This is a genomic window from Faecalibacterium faecis, from assembly GCF_040096475.1.
Classification (GTDB): domain Bacteria; phylum Bacillota; class Clostridia; order Oscillospirales; family Ruminococcaceae; genus Faecalibacterium; species Faecalibacterium taiwanense.
The window spans coordinates 47,593-67,174 of record NZ_JBBMEP010000007.1; the positions used below are offsets into that span (position 1 = coordinate 47,593).

At 58.3% G+C, this 19,582-nt stretch carries 17 protein-coding genes and 1 tRNA gene; 8 read left to right on the plus strand and 10 right to left on the minus strand.

What is annotated here, in order from left to right:
• The first annotated feature begins 93 nt into the window (after positions 1 to 93).
• Together murA and WMO17_RS05020 are read left to right on the plus strand one after the other, a co-directional pair.
• Entirely contained in the window at positions 94 to 1,377 is a 1,284-nt protein-coding gene (gene murA, locus WMO17_RS05015) for a UDP-N-acetylglucosamine 1-carboxyvinyltransferase (protein WP_242702968.1), read from the plus strand.
• A 66-nt stretch (positions 1,378 to 1,443) separates the two neighbouring features.
• Positions 1,444 to 2,232, plus strand: a complete 789-nt coding sequence (locus tag WMO17_RS05020; protein ID WP_349137590.1) for an MBL fold metallo-hydrolase — start codon at positions 1,444 to 1,446, stop codon at positions 2,230 to 2,232.
• A 38-nt stretch (positions 2,233 to 2,270) separates the two neighbouring features.
• Here WMO17_RS05020 and WMO17_RS05025 read toward each other — a convergent pair whose 3' ends face one another.
• From WMO17_RS05025 to WMO17_RS05045, 5 genes are all read right to left on the minus strand, one after another.
• Positions 2,271 to 3,248 carry an ATP-binding protein gene (locus WMO17_RS05025; RefSeq protein ID WP_154260476.1) on the minus strand — a complete coding sequence of 326 codons (978 nt, stop codon included), beginning with the start codon at positions 3,246 to 3,248 and terminating at the stop codon, positions 2,271 to 2,273.
• Positions 3,249 to 3,257: 9 nt separating this feature from the next.
• A complete protein-coding gene (locus WMO17_RS05030) occupies positions 3,258 to 4,172 on the minus strand; it encodes a DnaD domain-containing protein (RefSeq protein WP_154260478.1) in 915 nt (304 codons plus the stop codon).
• 3 nt (positions 4,173 to 4,175) lie between these two features.
• Positions 4,176 to 4,553 (minus strand): hypothetical protein, encoded by a 378-nt coding sequence (locus WMO17_RS05035; RefSeq protein ID WP_005945802.1) that lies wholly within the window; start codon positions 4,551 to 4,553, stop codon positions 4,176 to 4,178.
• A gap of 81 nt (positions 4,554 to 4,634) precedes the next feature.
• Positions 4,635 to 4,710, minus strand: a tRNA-Gly gene (locus WMO17_RS05040).
• A 55-nt stretch (positions 4,711 to 4,765) separates the two neighbouring features.
• On the minus strand, positions 4,766 to 6,337 hold the full coding sequence (locus WMO17_RS05045) for a peptide ABC transporter substrate-binding protein (RefSeq protein ID WP_349137591.1): 1,572 nt from the start codon (positions 6,335 to 6,337) through the stop codon (positions 4,766 to 4,768).
• A 255-nt stretch (positions 6,338 to 6,592) separates the two neighbouring features.
• On the opposite strand from WMO17_RS05045, the gene murD reads away from it, so the two are divergent.
• From murD to WMO17_RS05065, 4 genes are all read left to right on the plus strand, one after another.
• Positions 6,593 to 7,996, plus strand: a complete 1,404-nt coding sequence (gene murD / locus WMO17_RS05050) for a UDP-N-acetylmuramoyl-L-alanine--D-glutamate ligase (protein ID WP_005945808.1) — start codon at positions 6,593 to 6,595, stop codon at positions 7,994 to 7,996.
• Positions 7,997 to 8,058: 62 nt separating this feature from the next.
• Positions 8,059 to 8,766 carry a GNAT family N-acetyltransferase gene (locus tag WMO17_RS05055; protein ID WP_349137592.1) on the plus strand — a complete coding sequence of 236 codons (708 nt, stop codon included), beginning with the start codon at positions 8,059 to 8,061 and terminating at the stop codon, positions 8,764 to 8,766.
• A 194-nt stretch (positions 8,767 to 8,960) separates the two neighbouring features.
• Positions 8,961 to 10,223, plus strand: coding sequence for a methionine gamma-lyase family protein (locus WMO17_RS05060; protein ID WP_005945812.1), 1,263 nt, complete (start codon positions 8,961 to 8,963; stop codon positions 10,221 to 10,223).
• 14 nt (positions 10,224 to 10,237) lie between these two features.
• A complete protein-coding gene (locus WMO17_RS05065) occupies positions 10,238 to 11,416 on the plus strand; it encodes a pyridoxal phosphate-dependent aminotransferase (RefSeq protein ID WP_097775353.1) in 1,179 nt (392 codons plus the stop codon).
• A gap of 79 nt (positions 11,417 to 11,495) precedes the next feature.
• Here WMO17_RS05065 and WMO17_RS05070 read toward each other — a convergent pair whose 3' ends face one another.
• The 4 genes from WMO17_RS05070 to proC form a co-directional block, all read right to left on the minus strand.
• The gene (locus WMO17_RS05070) at positions 11,496 to 11,936 is read right to left on the minus strand and encodes a methylglyoxal synthase (RefSeq protein WP_005945815.1); all 441 of its coding nucleotides are present in this window, start codon (positions 11,934 to 11,936) and stop codon (positions 11,496 to 11,498) included.
• A 437-nt stretch (positions 11,937 to 12,373) separates the two neighbouring features.
• Positions 12,374 to 13,636 carry a glutamate-5-semialdehyde dehydrogenase gene (locus WMO17_RS05075; RefSeq protein ID WP_349137593.1) on the minus strand — a complete coding sequence of 421 codons (1,263 nt, stop codon included), beginning with the start codon at positions 13,634 to 13,636 and terminating at the stop codon, positions 12,374 to 12,376.
• A 4-nt stretch (positions 13,637 to 13,640) separates the two neighbouring features.
• Positions 13,641 to 14,417: a glutamate 5-kinase gene (gene proB, locus WMO17_RS05080; protein ID WP_154255651.1), complete on the minus strand. Its 777-nt coding sequence runs from the start codon at positions 14,415 to 14,417 to the stop codon at positions 13,641 to 13,643.
• Between the two features lie 7 nt (positions 14,418 to 14,424).
• Complete coding sequence (gene proC, locus WMO17_RS05085) at positions 14,425 to 15,231, minus strand: pyrroline-5-carboxylate reductase (protein WP_005945823.1); 807 nt, start codon at positions 15,229 to 15,231, stop codon at positions 14,425 to 14,427.
• Between the two features lie 338 nt (positions 15,232 to 15,569).
• Between proC and WMO17_RS05090 the strand changes: the two genes are divergently transcribed.
• Positions 15,570 to 16,151, plus strand: coding sequence for a TetR-like C-terminal domain-containing protein (locus WMO17_RS05090; protein ID WP_338428278.1), 582 nt, complete (start codon positions 15,570 to 15,572; stop codon positions 16,149 to 16,151).
• 160 nt (positions 16,152 to 16,311) lie between these two features.
• Entirely contained in the window at positions 16,312 to 17,745 is a 1,434-nt protein-coding gene (locus WMO17_RS05095; protein ID WP_097775357.1) for a radical SAM/SPASM domain-containing protein, read from the plus strand.
• 262 nt (positions 17,746 to 18,007) lie between these two features.
• Here WMO17_RS05095 and WMO17_RS05100 read toward each other — a convergent pair whose 3' ends face one another.
• A complete protein-coding gene (locus tag WMO17_RS05100) occupies positions 18,008 to 19,528 on the minus strand; it encodes an Ig-like domain-containing protein (protein ID WP_294648170.1) in 1,521 nt (506 codons plus the stop codon).
• Positions 19,529 to 19,582 lie beyond the last annotated feature (54 nt).

The following is a 19,582-nucleotide window of genomic DNA, read 5'->3' on the forward strand; positions in this document are numbered from 1 at the left end:
TGGCCCATGCACATCAGGCAGCTTTTATGGAAAATGCTTTCAGGAACCTTAACAGGCCCGCGGCTGCGGGCCTCCGACAAGGAGATCATAAAATTGGAGAAATTTGTTATTACGGGCGGCAAGCCCCTGCACGGCGAAGTTACTATTTCGGGTGCCAAAAATGCGGCGGTGGGCGTCCTGCCTGCAACCATTCTGGCAGCGGATGTCTGTGTGATCGAGAATCTGCCGGATATCAGTGATGTGGCGGTGAGCCTGAAGATCCTCAGCGTTCTGGGCGCACAGATCAAAATGATCAACCGCAACACCTACGAGATCGACACCACCCATCTGACCGGCACCAACGTCCCGGACGACCTGTCCCGCCAGATGCGCGCCAGCTACTACTTTCTGGGCGCACTGCTGTCCCGTTTTGGCAAGGCTCAGGTGGCCATGCCCGGCGGCTGCAACCTCGGCCCCCGCCCCATTGACCAGCACCTGAAGGTGTTCAGTGCTCTGGGCGCAGAGGACAGCGTGGACTACGGCATGATCAGCGTGCGCGCCAAGGAGATGAACGGTGCACACATCTTCTTTGATAAGGTCAGCGTGGGCGCTACCATGAACGGTATGCTCTCCGCTGTAATGGCCAAGGGCCAGACCATTCTGGAAAACTGTGCCAAGGAACCCCATGTGGTGGATCTGGCAAACTTCCTGAATATGTGCGGTGCGAACATCCGCGGCGCAGGCACCGATGTGATCAAGGTGCGCGGCGTGGAAAAGATGCACGGCTGCACCTACAGCATCATCCCGGATCAGATCGAGGCTGGCAGCTACATGGTGGCTGCTGCTGCCACCGGCGGCGATGTTCTGGTGAAGAACGTCACCCCCAAGCATCTGGAACCCATTACCGAAAAGCTGCGCCGTGCAGGCGTGGAGGTGGAAGAATTTGACGATGCTGTGCGTGTGCGCCGCACCGGCGATATTCTGCCGCTGAAGATCAACACGATGCCGCATCCCGGCTTTCCCACCGACATGCAGCCCCTGATGGGCGTGCTGCTGAGCGTGGCCAAGGGCACCAGCACCGTGACCGAGAGCGTGTGGGACAACCGCTTCCGCTATGTGGACGAGCTGCGCAAGATGGGTGCCAACGTGCAGGTGGACGGTCAGGTGGCTGTGTTTGAGGGCGTGGATAAGCTCACCCCTGCACCGCTGCGCGCACTGGATCTGCGTGCAGGCGCTGCCATGGTGGTGGCTGCGCTGATGGCAGACGGCACCAGTGAGATCGAGGAGATCGGCCACATCGAGCGCGGCTACGAGAATATCGTGGAAAAGCTGCGCGGTCTGGGTGCAGACATCAGCAAGGTGGAGCGTATGCCCGCTGCACTGGATCAGGCACTGTAACTTATAAAAAGCAAACAGCCTGCTGCATATGCGGCGGGCTGTTTTTGAGTGTATCAGAGGTTTTTCATGGCAGAATTCATCTCGTTATATTCGGGTTCCTCCGGCAACAGCAGTGTGGTGCGCTGCGGGCAGCGGTATCTCATTGTGGATATGGGCAAGGGCGTGCGCACTACCTCGGCGGCGCTCAAGGCGCTGGGCCTTGCCGCCAGTGACTGCGACGGCATCCTTGTCACCCACGAGCACAGCGACCATGTGAAGGGGCTTTCCACCTTCCTCAAAAAGAACACGCTGCCGGTGTACGGTGCAGCGGCAACGCTGGATTTTCTGGACAGCAACGGCATCGTACCGGCCAGCTGTGAGCTGCACGAGCTGGAAGGCAGGGAAGAGGACGTGGGTGCGTTTGGTGTGCAGAGCTTTCCCACCAGCCACGATGTGCCCTGTGTGGGCTACCGCATCCACACCCCGGACGGCAAGACCATGACCATTGCAACCGACCTTGGCGTGCTCACGCCGCCGGTGCACGAGGCGCTTTCCGGCTGCGACCTTGTGGCACTGGAGAGCAACTACGACCTGCACATGCTGCGCAGCGGGCCATACCCTTATTACTTACGGGCACGCATTGAAAGCACCCGGGGCCACCTTTCCAACGACGAGTGCTCGGCAAAGCTGCTGGAACTCGTTCAGGAAGGGTGCAAAAAGTTTGCGCTGTGCCATCTTTCGCAGGAGAACAACACGCCTGCGCTTGCCCTGCAGACCGTGTTCAACACGCTGGGCGCGGCGGGCGTTGTGCCGGAGAAGGACTGCATCGTGCAGGCACAGCGCCGCAACGAAATGAGTCCGGTATTAGAGTTTTAAATAAAACAAACGGCAATGCATTTGCATTGCCGTTTGTTTTATTCAGCTGCTTTCTGTGTGCGGATGTCATCGCCTGCAAAAAGGCAGGGGACAAAGGCAGAAAGGCGGCTGGAAATTTTTTCGGTATACAGCTTTTCCAGCAGAGCACCGTCAGTGATGTTGGTGGTGACGATGGTGGGCAGCTTTGCACCCAGCCGGTTGTTGAGCAGACTGTACAGGCTGCTGATGAGGAAGGCGGAGTTGAACTCCGAGCCAAGATCATCCAGAATGAGCAGATCGGCCCCGGCAGCGGTCTGCATCAGCGTTTCCTCCTCGCCTGCCGGGTCTGCACCAAAGTGCAGCCCTTCCAGCTTGGAGAAAAAGTCCGGGCTGGAAACATAGATCACATCGTAGCCCTTTTCCAGCACGATGCCCGCAATGGCAAGGGCCGCGTGGGTCTTGCCAAGGCCCGCATTGCCAAACAGCATCAGGCTCTCGCTGTGGTGGTCAAACTCTTCCGCGTAGCTGCGCAGGTCTGCCAGCATATCGGCCATGTAAGGGCGGATGGCACCGCCCACCTTTTCATCGGCACGGTTCGGGTAATAGCGCAGCTCCATGGTGTCAAAGCTTGCAATGGACAGGCTGGACAGCGCCTCGATCTCCTTGCGGCGCAGCTGCTGCATCACCTTGTGCACGCACTCACAGGTGCGGCCATTCACGCTGCCGGTGTCCTGACATTTGGGGCAGACAAAGCGCGGCTCCAGTGCATCAGCGGGCCGTCCGCTTTGTGCCAGCAGGGCGGTCAGCTTCTGCTTTGCATCGGCAAGGGCGGCGGCAGCTTCGGTGCGGTCCTTGCCCGCAGCACCGGCCAGTGCGCAGCGGATGCCCCGCACCCGCACCTCTTCTTCTGCATGGCGCAGGGCGGGAATGGCGGCTTCGGCTTCGGCGCGGGCATCCTCGGCTCTGGCTCTGGCCACCTGCCGCCGGGCGGCCACGGTGCGCATGGCTTCCTGATACAGTTCGTTTTTGGTACGCATGGCTCCTCCTTATTCCGGCTTCTTTTTCAACGGACGGCGGCGGGCAGCGTTCTTGAGGAAATCGTTGCCGCTGGGGGCTTCGCGGTCTACCCGGAGGTTCCGGCTTGCGCCTGCAGCAGCCACCGGGCTGCGCACATCGTGCACGGTGCGCAGGCCCTTGGCGTTCCATGTTTTGAGGATACTGTTCCAGTACCACAGGTCGCGCTTGGCCCCGGCCTGCACAGCAGCTTCCTGCACCATGGCATCGTCGTAGCCGTAAACCTCGTACCAGCGTGCAATGGCCTTGCGCCCGCCAAGGGTCAGCTCGCTTTCCGGGATGTTCAGAAGGCCGCTGACATACTGCTCGCGACTCTGGCGCAGTGCCAGCAGTTTGAGGTGGGCATCGGCCTGTTCACCGGTCTCCACGCCCTCGGTGCGCCACACCTTCAGCTCATGCACTACGGCGGCCATGGTGCTGCGGCCGGTGCTGGCAACATAGGCGGTGCACAGCATCACGGTCTCCGGCGCAAAGCCCTCCTGCATATAAAGGTTGACCAGCTTTTCCATCTCCCTGTGGGTCAGCGGACGGGCAAAGCCGGTCTGTGCGCAGTCGATCAGGCTGGAGATCATGGGGTCGGTGCGGCTGGCCGCAGCGATCTCGGCCCAGGTCATGGGTGCGGGGGCGCTGGGTTCCTCGCCCGGTGCGGCGTTCTCTTCGTACCGCTCCAGCAGGCCAGCGCCTGCCCAGAAGGAGAGGGCGCTCTCGGCGCTGATGCGGCTGCGCAGCTTGAGGTCGGCACAGATCTTGTCCGGGTCGGTGATGCCGGTCGCCAGCACATACAGAGCCACGCGCACATTGTATTCTTCGGCGATGCCCAGTTTGGAAAACACCAGCTGCGGCACTGCAATGGTATCGCCCTTGAGTTCTTTTAAACGATAGATCATGTTTTATTCCTTCGGCTTGTCCGGCTCGGCTTCGGCGGCAGGCGGCTCCCACGGGTCGCTGTCCATCATGCTGGGACAGTTTTTCCAGCGGTCAGGATCGGCATTGAACGCGTCCTGCAAAAAAGCGGCTGTGGCCTCCCGGCCCTCGTCGGTGAGCGGAAACACCTTCTGCACCCGCAGGGCAGGGTCGGTCTTTTCAATGGTCCAGGGGTCCGGCCAGTAGTCCACGGTGAGGATGCTTTCCTCTTTTGTGGCACCCTCGCCGCCGTCCGGGTCCGGCACGGTGCGCTTGCCGGGGATCATCCGGTATCGCAGACCGTATTCGTTGCCGCTGTAGGAATTTTTGCATTTGAAGTAATGCAACAGGGGAACAAAGATCATGGCAGAGTCCTTTCGTATTTTGCAGGGAGCGGCTGTAAGCAAAAACGGCAAACCGATATTCCACGGTTTGCCGTTTGTTTTTGGAGCAGGGTACGGGACCCGAACCCGCCGCCTGCTGCTTGGGAAGCAGCCGCTCTACCGGATGAGCTAACCCTGCAAGTTGCTCATTTATTGTAGCAAAGAGGGACGGGATTGTCAAGGGCCGGAGAATGTCAGTTTTTCTGGGCATCGGTCAGGTCCAGCACTGGCGTGAAGGGGTCGAACACAAGGCCGGTGATGCCGTCCGCCACCAGCAGACGCCTGTTCTGGCCCAGCAGCGGCACCACGGCGCAGCCTTCCAGCAGCTGGCGCTCACAATCGGCCAGCAGGGCACAGCGGGCGTTGCCGGTCTGCTGGGCACTCTCGGCCAGACGCTGAGAGTAGATGGGGTCGGACCAGCCGGTCAGGCCGCCGCCCTCGGCCGTGAACTGCTGCAGCATCTGGTATACGCTGCCGCCTTCGGCGCGGATGGGAGCCAGCGCAATGGTGTAGCTGCCCGCTGCAAGGCGTTTGTCGAACTCCTCCTGCGGAACCTCTTCCACCGAGAAGAAAAGGGAGCAGTCCTTCTGCCATGCGCCGTTGATCTGCTCGGCCAGTTCGGTCAGGCCGGCTTCCTTCGGCAGCAGGATGGTCACGCCGGAAAAATCCGAGCTGGCCATGCCCTGCCGTGCATTCAGGTACAATGTACGGGGATCGGTGATGGTGGGCAGCGGGTTCCCGGCAGACTTGCGGTAATCGATGCCGTCCACGGAAAGGCCGGTGGGCACAAGACCTTCGGCAGCGGTGTACAGACCGGAAGAGGGCACATCCACATTCTCCCGGGCGATGCCGGCAAGCGCCTGCCGCAGTTCCTGATTGGCAAACATAGAATCTTCGGCGCTGTTGAACAGCAGTGCCCAGGTGGTGTCGGAGTAATCCACCGACTGCAGCGAGGTATCCTCGCCGGTGTCGTCCAGCGCGGCGGAACATTTTTCGTCTGCAATGAGCTGGGCGGCGCTCTTGCCGGTGCTGCCGGTGTTCTGCACCAGACGCAGGCTGCCGATCATGGGGGAGGAGACATCCCGGCGCAGGAACAGGCCGCTGGCCGTCCAGTTGTAAAGATAGAAGCTGCCGCTGGAAAGGGTGGTCTTGGCGGTCAGGCCGTAGGTGCCGCGGGTGCTCTCAAAAAATGCTTCATCGCAGGGCATGGCACCGGGCAGGGTGAGTTTGGCAAGGAAGTTGTCGTCCTTTTCACTCAGGCGGAACACCAGCGTCAGCGGGCCGGCGGCCGAAACGCCCAGCGTGCTGGCATCGGCTGTGCCAGCCAGCACGGCAGCACTGTTCTCAAGGGCGGCAAACTCCACGGCATAAGGGGAATTTGTCTGCGGCTGGAATATACGCCGGAATGCAAACACAAAGTCTTCGGCAGTGATGGTGTGATCCGTGGAAGCGCCCTTAACGGCCTTGTAGGTCAGGCCGTCCTTGATCTGGAAGGTGTAGGTCTTGCCATCGGAGGAGACCGTCCAGCTCTCGGACAGATCGGGCACGATCTCGCCATCCGCTTTTTTGCGGACAAGCCCGCTGTAAAGGTTCTCGCAGGCGATCACGTCCGGGGCAGCAGAAGCTACCTGCGGGTCAAGGTTTGCGGGAATGGTATCCACGAACCATGTAAAGCTTGGCGCACTGGAACTGCTGCCGCAGCCGGTGAGCGCAAGCAGGAACGCAGCAGCAAGCACTGCTGCGGTAATACGGAAGAACTGTTTCAAGGGGATGACCTCATTCTATGGTATTTGCGAAAAAAGGCTTCTTGTATACAAAAAGCACTCTACTTCGACAAGTGTAGCAGAAACAGCGGCAAAATACAATTGCAGAATTGTGAATTTACCTTACTTTTTGGGGCAAAAAGGGCGTTTTTCCGTTGCCAATTGCGGCTAAATGGACTATAATGGTACAGCGAAACATCTCTGCACCCGTTTTGAGGTGCGTTCTGAATACGATATTATGGAGGAGGAACTGTTTTTATGCAGAAGGATCAGCAGAAACTGATTGAACTCATCAAAGGCAAAAAAGTGGCCTTCATTGGTGCCGGTGTCAGCCACAAGACCCTGATCAAGGAGTTTGTGGAGCTGGGTGCCCATGTGACCCTGTGCGACCAGAAAAAGAGCGTGGAGGACTTTGGCGATTACGCTGCAACCATCAAGGAGCTGGGCATTGACCTGAGCCTGGGCGAAAACTATCTGGATGGCTTCAAGGGTCAGGATATCATCATGCGCACCCCGGGCTTTGTGGGCTACTTTGAAAAGCCCCTGCAGGATGCCATGGCCGCAGGCACCATGGTCACCAGTGAGGTGGAGTTGTTCTTCGACTTCTGCCCCTGCGAGATCGTAGCCGTGACCGGCTCCGACGGCAAGACCACCACCACTACCCTGATCTCCAAGTTCTACGAGGCCGCAGGCCGTAAGGTGCATCTGGGCGGCAACATCGGCGCAGCTCTGCTGCCCATGCTGCCCGAGGTGGCTCCCGAGGATGTGGCTGTGGTGGAGCTTTCCAGCTTCCAGCTCATCAGCATGCATTCCAGCCCCAACATTGCCGTGGTGACCAATGTCACCCCCAACCATCTGGACCACCACAAGGACATGCAGGAGTACATTGATGCCAAGCGCAACATCCTGCTGTACCAGAAGCAGCCCTGCCGCGCTGTGCTGGGCTATGAGAATGAGATCAGCCGTTCCATGCAGTCCGACTGCAAGGGCAAGCAGGTGTGGTTCACCCGCCTGCACGATACCGACAACGGTGCCTTCCTGCGCAAGGAGGACAACATGCTCTGCATGGCCGAGGATGGCGTTGTGACCCCCTTCCTGGCCCAGAAGGACGTGAAGCTGCGCGGCCTGCACAACATTGAAAACCTGCTGGCCGCTGCCGCTGCCGTGTGGGGCGAGGTGCCCGTGGAAGCCATCCAGAAGGTGGGCAGCACCTTTACCGGTGTGGAGCACCGTATTGAGCCGGTGCGCACGCTGGACGGCGTGCTGTACTACAACGACTCCATCGGCACCAGCCCGACGCGCACCATTGCCGGTCTGCGCAGCTTTAACCAGAAGGTCATTCTGATCGCTGGCGGCTACGACAAGCACATTCCCTATGAGCCGCTGGCACCGGAAGTGGTGGCCCACGTGAAGAACCTTGTGCTGATGGGTGCCACCGGCCCCCGCATCGAAAAGGCTGTGCGCGAGGACCCGAACTTCAACGAAGCAGAGCTGCCCATCCAGCATGCCGACAACATGCAGCACGCTGTGGAGCTGGCCCGTGCCTGCGCAAAGCCCGGTGACATCATCATCCTGTCCCCGGCCAGCGCATCGTTTGACCTGTACCCCAACTTTGAGGTGCGCGGCCGCGAGTTCAAGAAGATCGTCAACGAGCTGAAGTGATCGCGCAGGTCAGCACAAAAGCCCACCGCGCCCGCTTTTTAAATGCCTGCGGGGGGAAATGGGTGCTGGGGGCGACCCTGCCGCTGGATCTTGCCCTTTTTAGCAAAAGCCAGCCGTGGCGATTCTACGCAGGACCTACACTGGCGCTGGAACTCAGCGGCAGCACCGCATGGGCAGCAGGGCACGCAAACCCGGAAGAGCTGGCCAGCTTTCTGGCTTTCTGCGGGTGTGAGAGCATCATTTTAGACGAAAACGAATGCCCACCGCCTGCCGGGTGGTGCAAAGCTGAAACGCTGACTGTATTCGGCCTTGCACCCGGCAAGGCTCTGCCGCTGCCCGCTGCAGACGAGACGCTCTGGGCCGGACTGACCCTTGACAGAGAACCCTCTGCCATGGATGTGGCACGGGCGCTCTACCCGGCGGATACGGCAAAGCAGGAGGACTTTTACTCCGAGCTTTGCACAAAGCGCACCCGCGGCAAAGCCCTTGTGTGGGCGCTGCGGCAGGGAAGTGAAACGATCTGCACGGTAGGGGCCTATGCCCTTGCGAACAGGCAGGCCTACATGGCCTGCGGGCAGACAGCCCAGCCTTTGCGGGGCAAGGGCATCGGCGGGCGGCTCATTGTGCAGATGGCGAACGAGCTTGCCGCCAAGGGGGAGCACCCGGTGTTTCTCTGCAGCCCGGAGCGGGTGCACTTTTATACCCGGCTTGGCTTTGAAAAGCTGGGGGAATATGCAAGATATGAACAAACTCCTTCAGTCAAAACCTGACGGTTTTGCCAGCTCCCTCAATGAGGGAGCCTTTGGCAGGACGGAAAAGCTTTCTGCATAAGTGAAACGTTCTGGTTTCGTCAGGAGCTCCCTCCCTGAGGGAGCTGGCGCACGAAGTGCGGCTGAAGGAGTCATTCCGACAGAAAGCCTGCGCTCTATAAAATCTATAAAATTAAGGAACCGTTATAATGTCAATGCTGAACCACTTTTTCAATTACAAACCCGAAGTTCTGGCGCTGGATGAAAAGGCTATGGAGCTGTGCCAGCCCTACTTCCGCCATATGGAGGAGATCCGCGATTTTAACCAGCTCAAAATGCTGAAAGCCTTTGCGGATACCCAGATGTCCTCCACCGATATGCTGGGCACCACCGGCTACGGCCTGTGGGATACCGGCCGCGCAAAGCTGGAGCAGATCTTTGCCGAGGTGATGGGCGCAGAGGATGCCCTCGTGCGCAGCCAGTTCCAGAGCGGCACCCACACGCTGGCTGTGGCGCTGTTCGGCCTGCTGCGGGCAGGGGACACCCTGCTGGCTGCCACCGGCCGTCCCTACGATACGCTGGAAGGCGTGATCGGTCTGGACGGCAAGGGCAGGGGCACCGGCACCCTGATGGATTACGGCATCCGGTACGATGAAGCTCCGCTGAAAGCCGACTTCACCCCGGATTATGACCTGATCGCCCAAAAGGCCCCCGGTGCAAAGGTGTGCCACATCCAGCGCAGCCGCGGCTATCTGCAGCGCAATGCCTTTGATCTGGAAACGATCCGAAAAATTGCGGATACCGCCCGCGCCGCAAACCCGGACATCATTATTTTTGTGGATAACTGCTACGGCGAGTTCACCCAGACGCAGGAGCCCTGTCAGATGGGCGCAGACCTTGTGGTGGGCAGCCTGATCAAGAACCCCGGCGGCGGCATCGCTCCCACCGGCGGCTACATTGCGGGCCGCAAAGACCTTGTGGAGCTGTGCGCTTACCGCCTGAATGCGCCCGGTCTCGGCAAGGATCTGGGCTGCACGCTGGAAACGCCCCGTGATATGTATCTGGGCTTCTACTATGCGCCCGGCGTGGTGTGCGAGGCCATCAAGACCGCCATTTACGCCCAGTGTATGCTGGAGCTGCTGGGCAAGAATCCAGTGCCGCGCTACTGCGACGACCACAACGACATCGTCACCTGCTTTGATGCAGGCACTGCGGATGCGCTCATCGGCTTCTGTCAGGGCATTCAGGCTGCAAGTCCCGTGGACAGCTATGCCGCCCCGGAACCTTCTCCGGAGCCGGGCTATACTGATGAGGTGGTCATGGCAAGCGGCAGCTTTACACAGGGCAGCACCATCGAGCTTTCCTGCGACGGCCCGCTGCGTGAGCCGTACACCTGCTACCTGCAGGGCGGTCTGAACTTTGCTGCCAGCCGTGCAGGCGTGCTGCTGGCCATCCAGAAGGCTTATTTTAAGGACTGAAAAGGGGAGAGCGCATGCCTGTTTTAAGTGACCGTGTGGGTACCTTCACGGATTCAGTCATCCGCCGCATGACCCGCATCAACAATCAGTACGACTCCATCAACCTCTCGCAGGGCTTCCCGGATTTTGACCCGCCGAAGCAGTTGCTGGACGCTCTGGCCGAAACAGCTTACAAAGGCCCGCACCAGTACGCTGTGACCTTTGGCGCGCAAAACTTCCGCGAGGCGCTGGCAAAAAAGACCAGCCCTGCCCTGCACCACGAAGTAGACCCCAACACCGAGATCTGCGTGACCTGCGGCGGCACTGAGGCCATGATGGCCGCCATGATGACCATCTGCAACCCCGGCGACAAGGTGATGATCTTCTCACCGTTCTACGAGAACTACGGTGCCGATGCCATTCTTTCGGGCGCGGAACCCATCTATATCCCGCTGGTGCCGCCCACCTATGAGTTTGACATCAGCCTGATCGAAAAGGGCTTTGCCGAGGGTGCCAAGGCGCTGATCCTGTGCAACCCCTCCAATCCCTGCGGCAAGGTGTTCCGCCGCGACGAGCTGGAAGCCATTGCAAAGCTGGCCATCCAGTACGATGCCTTTGTGGTGACGGATGAGGTGTACGAGCATATCATCTATGCGCCGGCAGAGCATATCTGCATGGCAAGCCTGCCCGGCATGTTTGAGCACACCATCACCTGCAACTCGCTCTCCAAGACTTACTCCATCACGGGTTGGCGTCTGGGCTATCTGATCGGACCCGCAGAGGTCATTGAGGGCGCGCGCAAGGTGCACGACTTCCTTACTGTGGGTGCGGCTGCACCCTTGCAGGAGGCTGCTGTGGCCGGTTTGGAGATGCCCGCCAGCTATTACGAAAAGCTGCAGGCCCTTTACACCGAAAAGCGCGATCATTTTCTGGCCGGGCTGGACCGTGTGGGGCTGAAGCACAATGTTCCGCAGGGCACCTATTTTGTGATGATTGATATTTCCGATTTTCTGGCGCTGCCCCAGTTCAAGGGCTGGACCGACCTGCAGTTCTGTGAGTGGATGATCCGGGAAGTGGGCGTGGCCGCTGTGCCTGGCTCCAGCTTCTTCCGGGAGCCGGTGAACCACCTGATCCGGATGCACTTTGCCCGCGGCACCGATGTGCTGGACGAAGCCGTCCGCCGGCTGGAAAAGCTGCAGGCTTTACTGAAATAAAAAGCAAAACAAAAAACAACAGCGCCGCAGGAAGTTTCCTGCGGCGTTGTCTCTTTCCCGATACTCTATACACGATTCATCACACGGCGTGGCGCTGCACGGTGGGCATTGGCTCCACAAGAGCGGGATGCATCCCCTCGCGGTAGTCCAGGTCGCCCTGATCCATACCGCGCAGTAAGACCTCGGCGGTGGCAATGTTGGTGGCAATGGGTACGCTGTGCATATCGCACAGGCGGAGCAGATTCTGCTCGGTGATGCTGGCGGCATCCGCTTTCAGCGGGTCACGGAAGAACAACACCAGATCCACTTCGTCGCACGCAATGCGGGAAGTAATCTGCTGCACACCACCCAAGCGCCCGGAGAGATAACAGTGCACGGGCAGGCCGGTAGTCTGCGCCAGCATCCGTCCGGTGGTGCCGGTAGCAATGACTGTGTTTTTGGACAAAATGGCGCTGTAAGCAGTGCAGAACTGCAGTGCAAGCTCTTTGCGGGAATCGTGTGCAAGAATGGCGATCGTCATATTGCTCTCTCCTTTGTTCCAAGTATAGTGTTGTGTATGACGAACAACTTTCTCATTGGAAAGTGAAATGAAGTGAAATCGTTATCAAGTTTTCCAATATAGTTTTACCGCATCGAAATAGGGGTTGTCAAGGGGGGCCTTGTACTTTTTACAAAACAAAATGGAGAAAGTAAGACTATTACTTTGTAAGAATTGGAGAAAACTGGGATACAATCATCTATATCAGTGAGCGAACAGGAAAGGCAGATTGAAAACATAATTCAGCTTTTGTCTTTACTGAAAGAACATTTCATGGGAATAAAACAAAAATACAGGCTGGCGCAAATCGCACCAGCCTGTTTCGGAAAAAGCTTTTCAGTTTCGTTTCTAAATTATGAATATTATGGAGAAAACGCTCACTCCCGATTTCCGCACTGGAAAGGTGGGTTCAGCGGGCTTTAGCGGATCTGACCATTGCCGTGGATGATATACTTGTAGCTGCACAGCTCGGCCAGTCCCATGGGGCCACGGGCGTGGAGTTTCTGGGTGGAAATGCCCATTTCGCACCCAAGGCCGAATTCACCGCCATCCGTAAAGCGGGTGGAACAGTTCACATACACGGCGGCGCTGTCCACTGCGGCAGTGAACAGGTCGGCATGGGCCTGTGTCTGGGTCAGGATGGCCTCGCTGTGGCCGGTGGAGTGCTCAGCAATATGCCCGATGGCCTCCTCTACGCTGTCCACGACCTTGACCGCGAGGATGTAGTCCAGAAATTCGGTGTCAAAGTCCTTTTCTCCGGCAGGGGTGCCGGAGATTATGGCGGCGGCGCGCTTATCCAGCCGCAGATCCACCGGGTGCAGACCCTTTGCAATACGGTCCGGGCCAAGCCGCTGGGCCAGACGGGGCAGGAACTGCCCGGCAATGGAAGAGTGCACAAGGCACACTTCCTCGGCGTTGCACACGCTGGGGCGGCTGGCCTTGGCGTTCTCGATGATGTCCAGAGCTTTGGAAAGGTCGGCAGTGTCGTCTACATAGATATGGCAGATGCCGGTGCCGGTCTGGATACAGGGCACCTTGGCGTTCTGAACGCAGGCACGGATCAGCCCGGCACCGCCGCGCGGGATCAGCAGATCCACATAGCCTACAGCGGTCATCAGAGCGTTGGCAGAAGCGTGGGTGGTGTCCTCGATCAGGCAGACCGCTGTCTCGGGCAGACCGGCCTTTTTCAGGCCCTGCCGCAGGGCTGTGACGATGGCATGAGCACTGCGCCATGCCTCCTTGCCGCAGCGCAGGATGCAGGCATTGCCGCTCTTGATGGCAAGGGCAGCGGCATCGCTGGTCACATTGGGGCGGCTCTCGTAGATAATAGCGATCACACCCATGGGCACAGCCGTCTTTTCAATGACAAGCCCGTTGGGGCGCTCCACCCGGTTCAGCACCCGGCCCACCGGGTCGGGCAGAGCGGCAACCTCGCGGATGCCCTGCGCCATGGCTTCAATGCGCGGTACGGTCAGGGCCAGACGGTCCAGCATCACATCGCTGATGTGCCCCTTGGCCGCAGCCATGTCCTCAGCGTTGGCGGCAAGGATGGCCGCCTGATCGTCTGCGCTGCACAGCGCATCTGCCATGCCCAGCAGGGCCGCGTTGCGGGCGGTGTTATCGGCCAGCGCAAGGGCACTTTTGGCGCTGCGGGCGGCTTCCAGAATTTCCTGTGTGGTCATGTGTTCAGTCCTCCTTGCGGGCCGCAAAGCGGGTGCCTGCGGATCTGCCTGCGGCAATGTCGTACAAAAGCTCCGGGTGTGCGCCGTTGGCAATGACCATATCGGCACCGCTGCCCGTTACCATGCGGGCAGCGCGCAGCTTGGTGGCCATGCCGCCGGTGCCAAGGGCCGAACCGGCACCATCGGCCAGAGCCATCACCTCGGGGGTGATCTCCTCCACCAGCGGGATGAGCTTTGCATCCGTGTGGGTGTGGGGATTGGCGGTGTACAGGCCGTCGATGTCACTCAGCAGCACCAGCAGGTCAGCCTTGGCGCAGCAGGCCACGATGGCCGCCAGCGTGTCGTTGTCGCCAATGGAGGTGATCTCATCGGTGGCAACGGTGTCGTTTTCGTTGATGATGGGCAGGGCACCCAGCTCCAGCAGGCGGGACAGGGTGTTCTGAAAGTTCACGCGGCGTTCGGTGTGCTCCACGTCCACGCCGGTGAGCAGGATCTGCGCCACGGTGTGATTGTAGGCGTTGAACAGCCGGTCGTAGGTGTACATCAGCTCACACTGGCCCACAGCGGCGCAGGCCTGCTTGGTGGTGGTGTCCTTTGGGCGGGTTGGCAGTGAGAGCTTGCCCACGCCCATGCCAATGGCACCGGAGGACACCAGAATGACCTCATGGCCCTCGTTTTTCAGGTCGCTGAGCACCTTGACCAGCTGTTCCGTGTGGCGGATGTTCAGCCGTCCGGTGGCGTATGCCAGAGTAGAAGTGCCTACTTTTACAACGATGCGCATGATATCCTTAACCCTTTCCCATTTCCTTTGTCTTATTGTACGAGGCGATCACGGCATCCATCACCGCACCGCGCAGGCCGTGCTCTTCCAGCACGCGCACGCCCTGAATGGTGCTGCCGCCGGGGCTGCATACAGCATCCTTGAGTTCGCCGGGATGCTTTCCGCTTTCCAGCACCAGCTTTGCGCTGCCCAGAACCATCTGCGCGGCATATTCCTGCGCTTTGGCGCGGGGCAGGCCGCAGGCCACGCCGCCATCAGCCAGAGCCTCAATAAACTGGTACACCCATGCCGGGCCGCAGCCGGAAACGCAGCTGGCGGCATCGATCAGACTTTCCGGCACGGCATCCAGACGGCCCGCAGGAGCCATGATCCTGAGGAAGGCTTCTTCTTCCTCAGCGGTGACATTGCTGGAACAGTACTGGATCATACCCTCGCCCACCGAAGCCGGGGTGTTGGGCATGATGCGGATCACAGGAAAGTCCTCACCGGCCATCTCCTGAATACGGGCGATCGAAAGGCCCGCTGCCATGCTGCACAGCACAAAACGGCTGGGGCGCTCGTCAAAGGTGAACTTGAGCGGCTGGAGCAGAGCTTCCATCATCTGGGGCTTTACCGCCAGAAAAATCAGGTCGCAGTCACCGGCCACCTCGGCATTGGTGGCTGTTTTGCAGCCCAGTTCTTTGGCCAGTGCCTGTGCCTTGGCCGCAGTGCGGTTTGCCAGAAAAACTTTCTTAGGGTCAACAGCTTTGCAAACGGCACGGGCGATGGCTCCACCCATGTTGCCGCAGCCCAGAAAACCAATGGTATCCATCATAGTTTGTACCCTCCCTCAAAACGGCACTTCAATCACCGCCGTCTGCTCCCATTCTAAGCGTAGAGGAATATAAAATCAAGGGCCTTTTCCGCTTTTTTGCCGGAAGAAGCCGCTTTTGCAGGCATTGCGCACCGCCGGAAGGGGGTTGGGAGGGCTGAGAAACGGTTTTTGAAACGAGAAACTGCCGGAGTGAAAACGCAGGAAGTCGTTCTTTGTTTACAAAATGGACAGAATCAATGCTTGCAATCGGGACGGCTTTTGCGGTATTATAATGTACGAAGCTGCCAATCGCCGTACGCAGCGGGAAAAATTTCTACGGTCGGGAAAGGAAGGTTTTTGTGTCACAAACAACGAAGCGGGCACTGGAAGCATCGCTGAAAAAGCTGCTGCTGGAAAAGCCCCTCAATAAGATCACAATCAACGATATCACCGAGGACTGCGGCGTGAACCGCATGACCTTCTACTACCACTTTAAGGATATTTACGATCTGGTGGATTGGATCCTGACGGAAGATGCGGTCAAGGCGATGGAAGGCCGCCAGAGCTTTGATACATGGACCGAAGCATTTCTGGAAATCCTGCACCAGATCCGGGATAACAAAACACTGGTACTGAACGTATACCGCTCTGTGGGTCGTGAACAGGTGGAGCAGTATCTGTACAAGCTTCTGGACCCCATGCTGAAGGAATTTGCGGATCGCGAATGCCGCGACATCACCGTGCAGGACGATGACAAGCAGTTTGTGGTGGATTTTTACAAATATGCGCTGGTGGGCGTGGTGCTGGAATGGATCCGCCGGGATATGAAGACCGAGCCCGCTGTGATGGTAGAACGTATGGGACGGATGCTGCAGGGCGATCTGCGCCGCGCATTATGCCGCCTTGCCAGCAATAAGATCCATCTGGAACAGGACGGTTGAACCGGAAGAACGACAAAATTTTATCATAATCCGCGCCGTGATGGGTTTTCTATCACGGCGCTTTTTCTGTTTATGGCAACTTGTGGGATAGAATGGTAGAGTAATGGCATAGAAATAGAAAAAGAGATTTCCGAAAAATACCGTTTGGAGGAAAAGGATAATGAATACTTCTGTTGAGAGCCTGACTCATAAAATGCAGCGTGCTGCCGTTGGTAAAATGGTGGACGTGGTGCTTTCTCATGCCGATAAAGACCGTCAGAAAACCGTGGGACAGCTGGTGGATGTTGCAAAGCAGTTCTATGGCAGTTCGTTCAGCGATGAAGCCTACGAACACGCCAGACAGACCCTGACAGACCCTGACAGCAAGTGGTCCAAGCTCATCAACTGTGTGCTGGATCAGACCGACCCCAACGTGGCCCGCACCATGGCGCTGAATCTGGGCTACGAGGCTTTCTTCCGCGGCACCAAGACCATCCGCGAGAACCGCGTGAAGTATCAGTGCAACATCCCTTGGCTGATCCTGTTCGACCCCACTTCCGCCTGCAATATGCACTGCGTGGGCTGCTGGGCCGGCGAGTATGGCAACAAGAACAACCTCAGCTTTGAGGATATGGACAAGATCGTTACCGAGGGCAAGGAGCTGGGCGTATACCTGTACATGCTGACCGGCGGCGAGCCGCTGGTGCGCAAGGCTGATATCCTCAAGCTGGCCGAGAAGCACAATGATGTGCAGTTTGCCATCTACACAAACTCCACCCTCATCGATGAGCCCTTCTGCAAAGAGGTGGTGCGTCTGGGCAACATTGCCTTCATGCTGTCCATCGAGGGCACCCCGGAGACCAACGATGCCCGCCGCGGTGAGGGGCACTATGCCGCTGTTATGCATGCTATGGATCTGCTCAAGGAGCACGGCATCGTGTTCGGCACGTCCATCTGCTACACCCGCGATAATATCGAAGCTGTTACCAACGATGAGTTCATGCGTTTCCTGTGCGAGAAGGGCGCACACTTCGGCTTCTACTTCCACTACATGCCCGTGGGCAACGAGGCAGCACCGGAACTGATGCCTACCCCGGAGCAGCGCAAATATATGATCGACCGCATCCGCTATCTGCGCTCGGAAGAGTGCGATATCCCGTTCTACCCGATGGATTTCCAGAACGATGGCGAGTTTGTGGGCGGCTGCATTGCCGGCGGACGCAACTACTTCCACATCAACTCTGCCGGTGACGCAGAGCCGTGCGTGTTCATCCACTACTCCAATGCCAATATCCACGACCAGAGCATTCTGGAAATTCTGCACAGTCCGCTGTTCATGGCTTATCACAACGGCCAGCCCTTCAACAAGAACCATCTGCGTCCCTGCCCGATGCTGGAAAACCCCGAACTGCTGCAGAAGATGGTGCACGAGACCGGTGCCCACAGCACCGACCTGCAGTCGCCGGAGAGCGTGGAGCACCTGTGCGAGAAGTGCAAGAACTATGCGGCCAACTGGCAGCCCACGGCGGACGAGATCTGGTCCCACACCAAGATCCGCGAGAGCCGCTACGAGAACTACAAGGACTGGAAGCCCTCGCAGCCCATTGAAAAGTAACGAAGGCAGACATCATAATGCAAACAAAGCCCAGGCGTTCCATTGAAGTGCGCTCCGTCAAGTAGACAGAGAAATAATATAAGTTTTTGTTCGCCGTTTCCACAAGGAGACGGCGAATTTTTTGTGCAAAAGTGATTGTTCTTTCTTGACATAAAAATACCCCCAGAGTACGCAGAGTTTTTGTTTTACTCTGTCTACTCTAGGGGGAGCATATCACACGCAGAGAGGGTCTTACTGTTTCATGAAAGAGTGGTTTTGAAAATTACCAGAACCAGTAGCGCTTTTTCAGCACAACATATGCAATGCCGATCAGAACCACTACAACACCACCGGCAATGAAGAAGGTCCAGTTGATATTGGCAAATTTCAGGTTCTGGTTGGTCAGCAGATAACGGCCTGCAGTATCGGCAGTGATGATGCCGTCGGTGTAGCTGTTCAGGTACTGCCACTTGTTGGAGACGGCGTTGTACAGATACAGGCGGGTATAGGTGCTCACATCCAGATCGATGCGCACCGAGCAGGGAAGAGCCTTGCCCTTGTCCAGCTCAAACTCGATGCCCTGATCGGACTCAGTCAGGATGAGCATGGTGTCCAGCTCACTGGTGGTGCTCTTGACACCGCTGCCTGCAATCTGCATGGTGTAGCCATCACCCACCACGCACAGGGTCTTGCCGGTGGTGCGCAGCGCATTGAGGATATCACCGGTCACGGTAGGCACCTCGGCCTGTGTGAAAACGATCTCGTTGTCCTCACTGTCCTGAATGGCCTGCACAACGGGATCGATCTCGATGGGAGTATCGTTATCCGATTCGGTGGAGCTGCTGTCCGAAGAATTATCGGAAGAAGATGCAGCCGAACGGTTGACGATGACCGTGACCATGGCGGATGCAGTGCCGTTGGAAACGGTAATGGAAGTAGCGCCGGTGCCCACAGCCGTGATCACGCCGCTGGGGCTGACCGTGGCAATGTTGCTGTTGGCGGACTTATAGGTGAACTTCTGGGAAGCGGAAGAAGGCTTGACACTGGCGGTCAGGGTGCGGGTGGCACCGGGCTTGAGCACAACGTAGGAAGGATTCACCGTGACGACCTGACCGCTGTTGGAAGAACCAGTGCTGGCGGTGCCGGTGCTGGAGTTGGGAATACTCATGACCGTGACATTGGTGGTAGCAGTCACCGAACCGCAGGTAGCGGTAATGGTGGCGGTGCCGGGGGCAATGCCGGTAACACGGCCGAAATTGTTCACCGTGGCGACCTTCTCATTGGAAGAGGTCAGAGCGACGGTGGCATAGTTGGAAGCCGAAGTAGGCCGCACCTGCAGCTGTGCCGAGACCGAGTTGCCAACATAGATGGTGTTGGAGGAAAGGGAAAGGTCCATCTCGGTAACGATCATGGAAGAATCCATGGAGACAACGATGGTGTAGGCACAGATCTGGTTGCCTGCGGCAGCGGTGATGCGGGTGGTGCCTACGCCCACAGCCTGCACGACACCGGAGTTGCTCACGGTCAGAATGGAAGTATCGTCCGAGATAAAGACAACCGAGTCGGTAGAGTTGCGCGGACGCACCACAGGAGACAGCTGCTGAGAGGAACCCAGCAGCATGTTGGCGGTATAGCTGCCGGCCTCAATGCTTTCGGCAGGCACGTCCTGATCCCACGGCATGGCAACGCCGCTCAGGGCAAGGCCGGAGACAGGGCTTGCTGCGGCCGCAGACACAGCTGTGCCGCAGGCCAGCAGGCAGAGCGCTGCCGCACAGACGGCCAGTTTTTTTGCGGTTGATTTCATAGTAAGTGTACCTCTTTGGGTGATATAACGGCGGCTGGCAGTCAGCACAGCTCC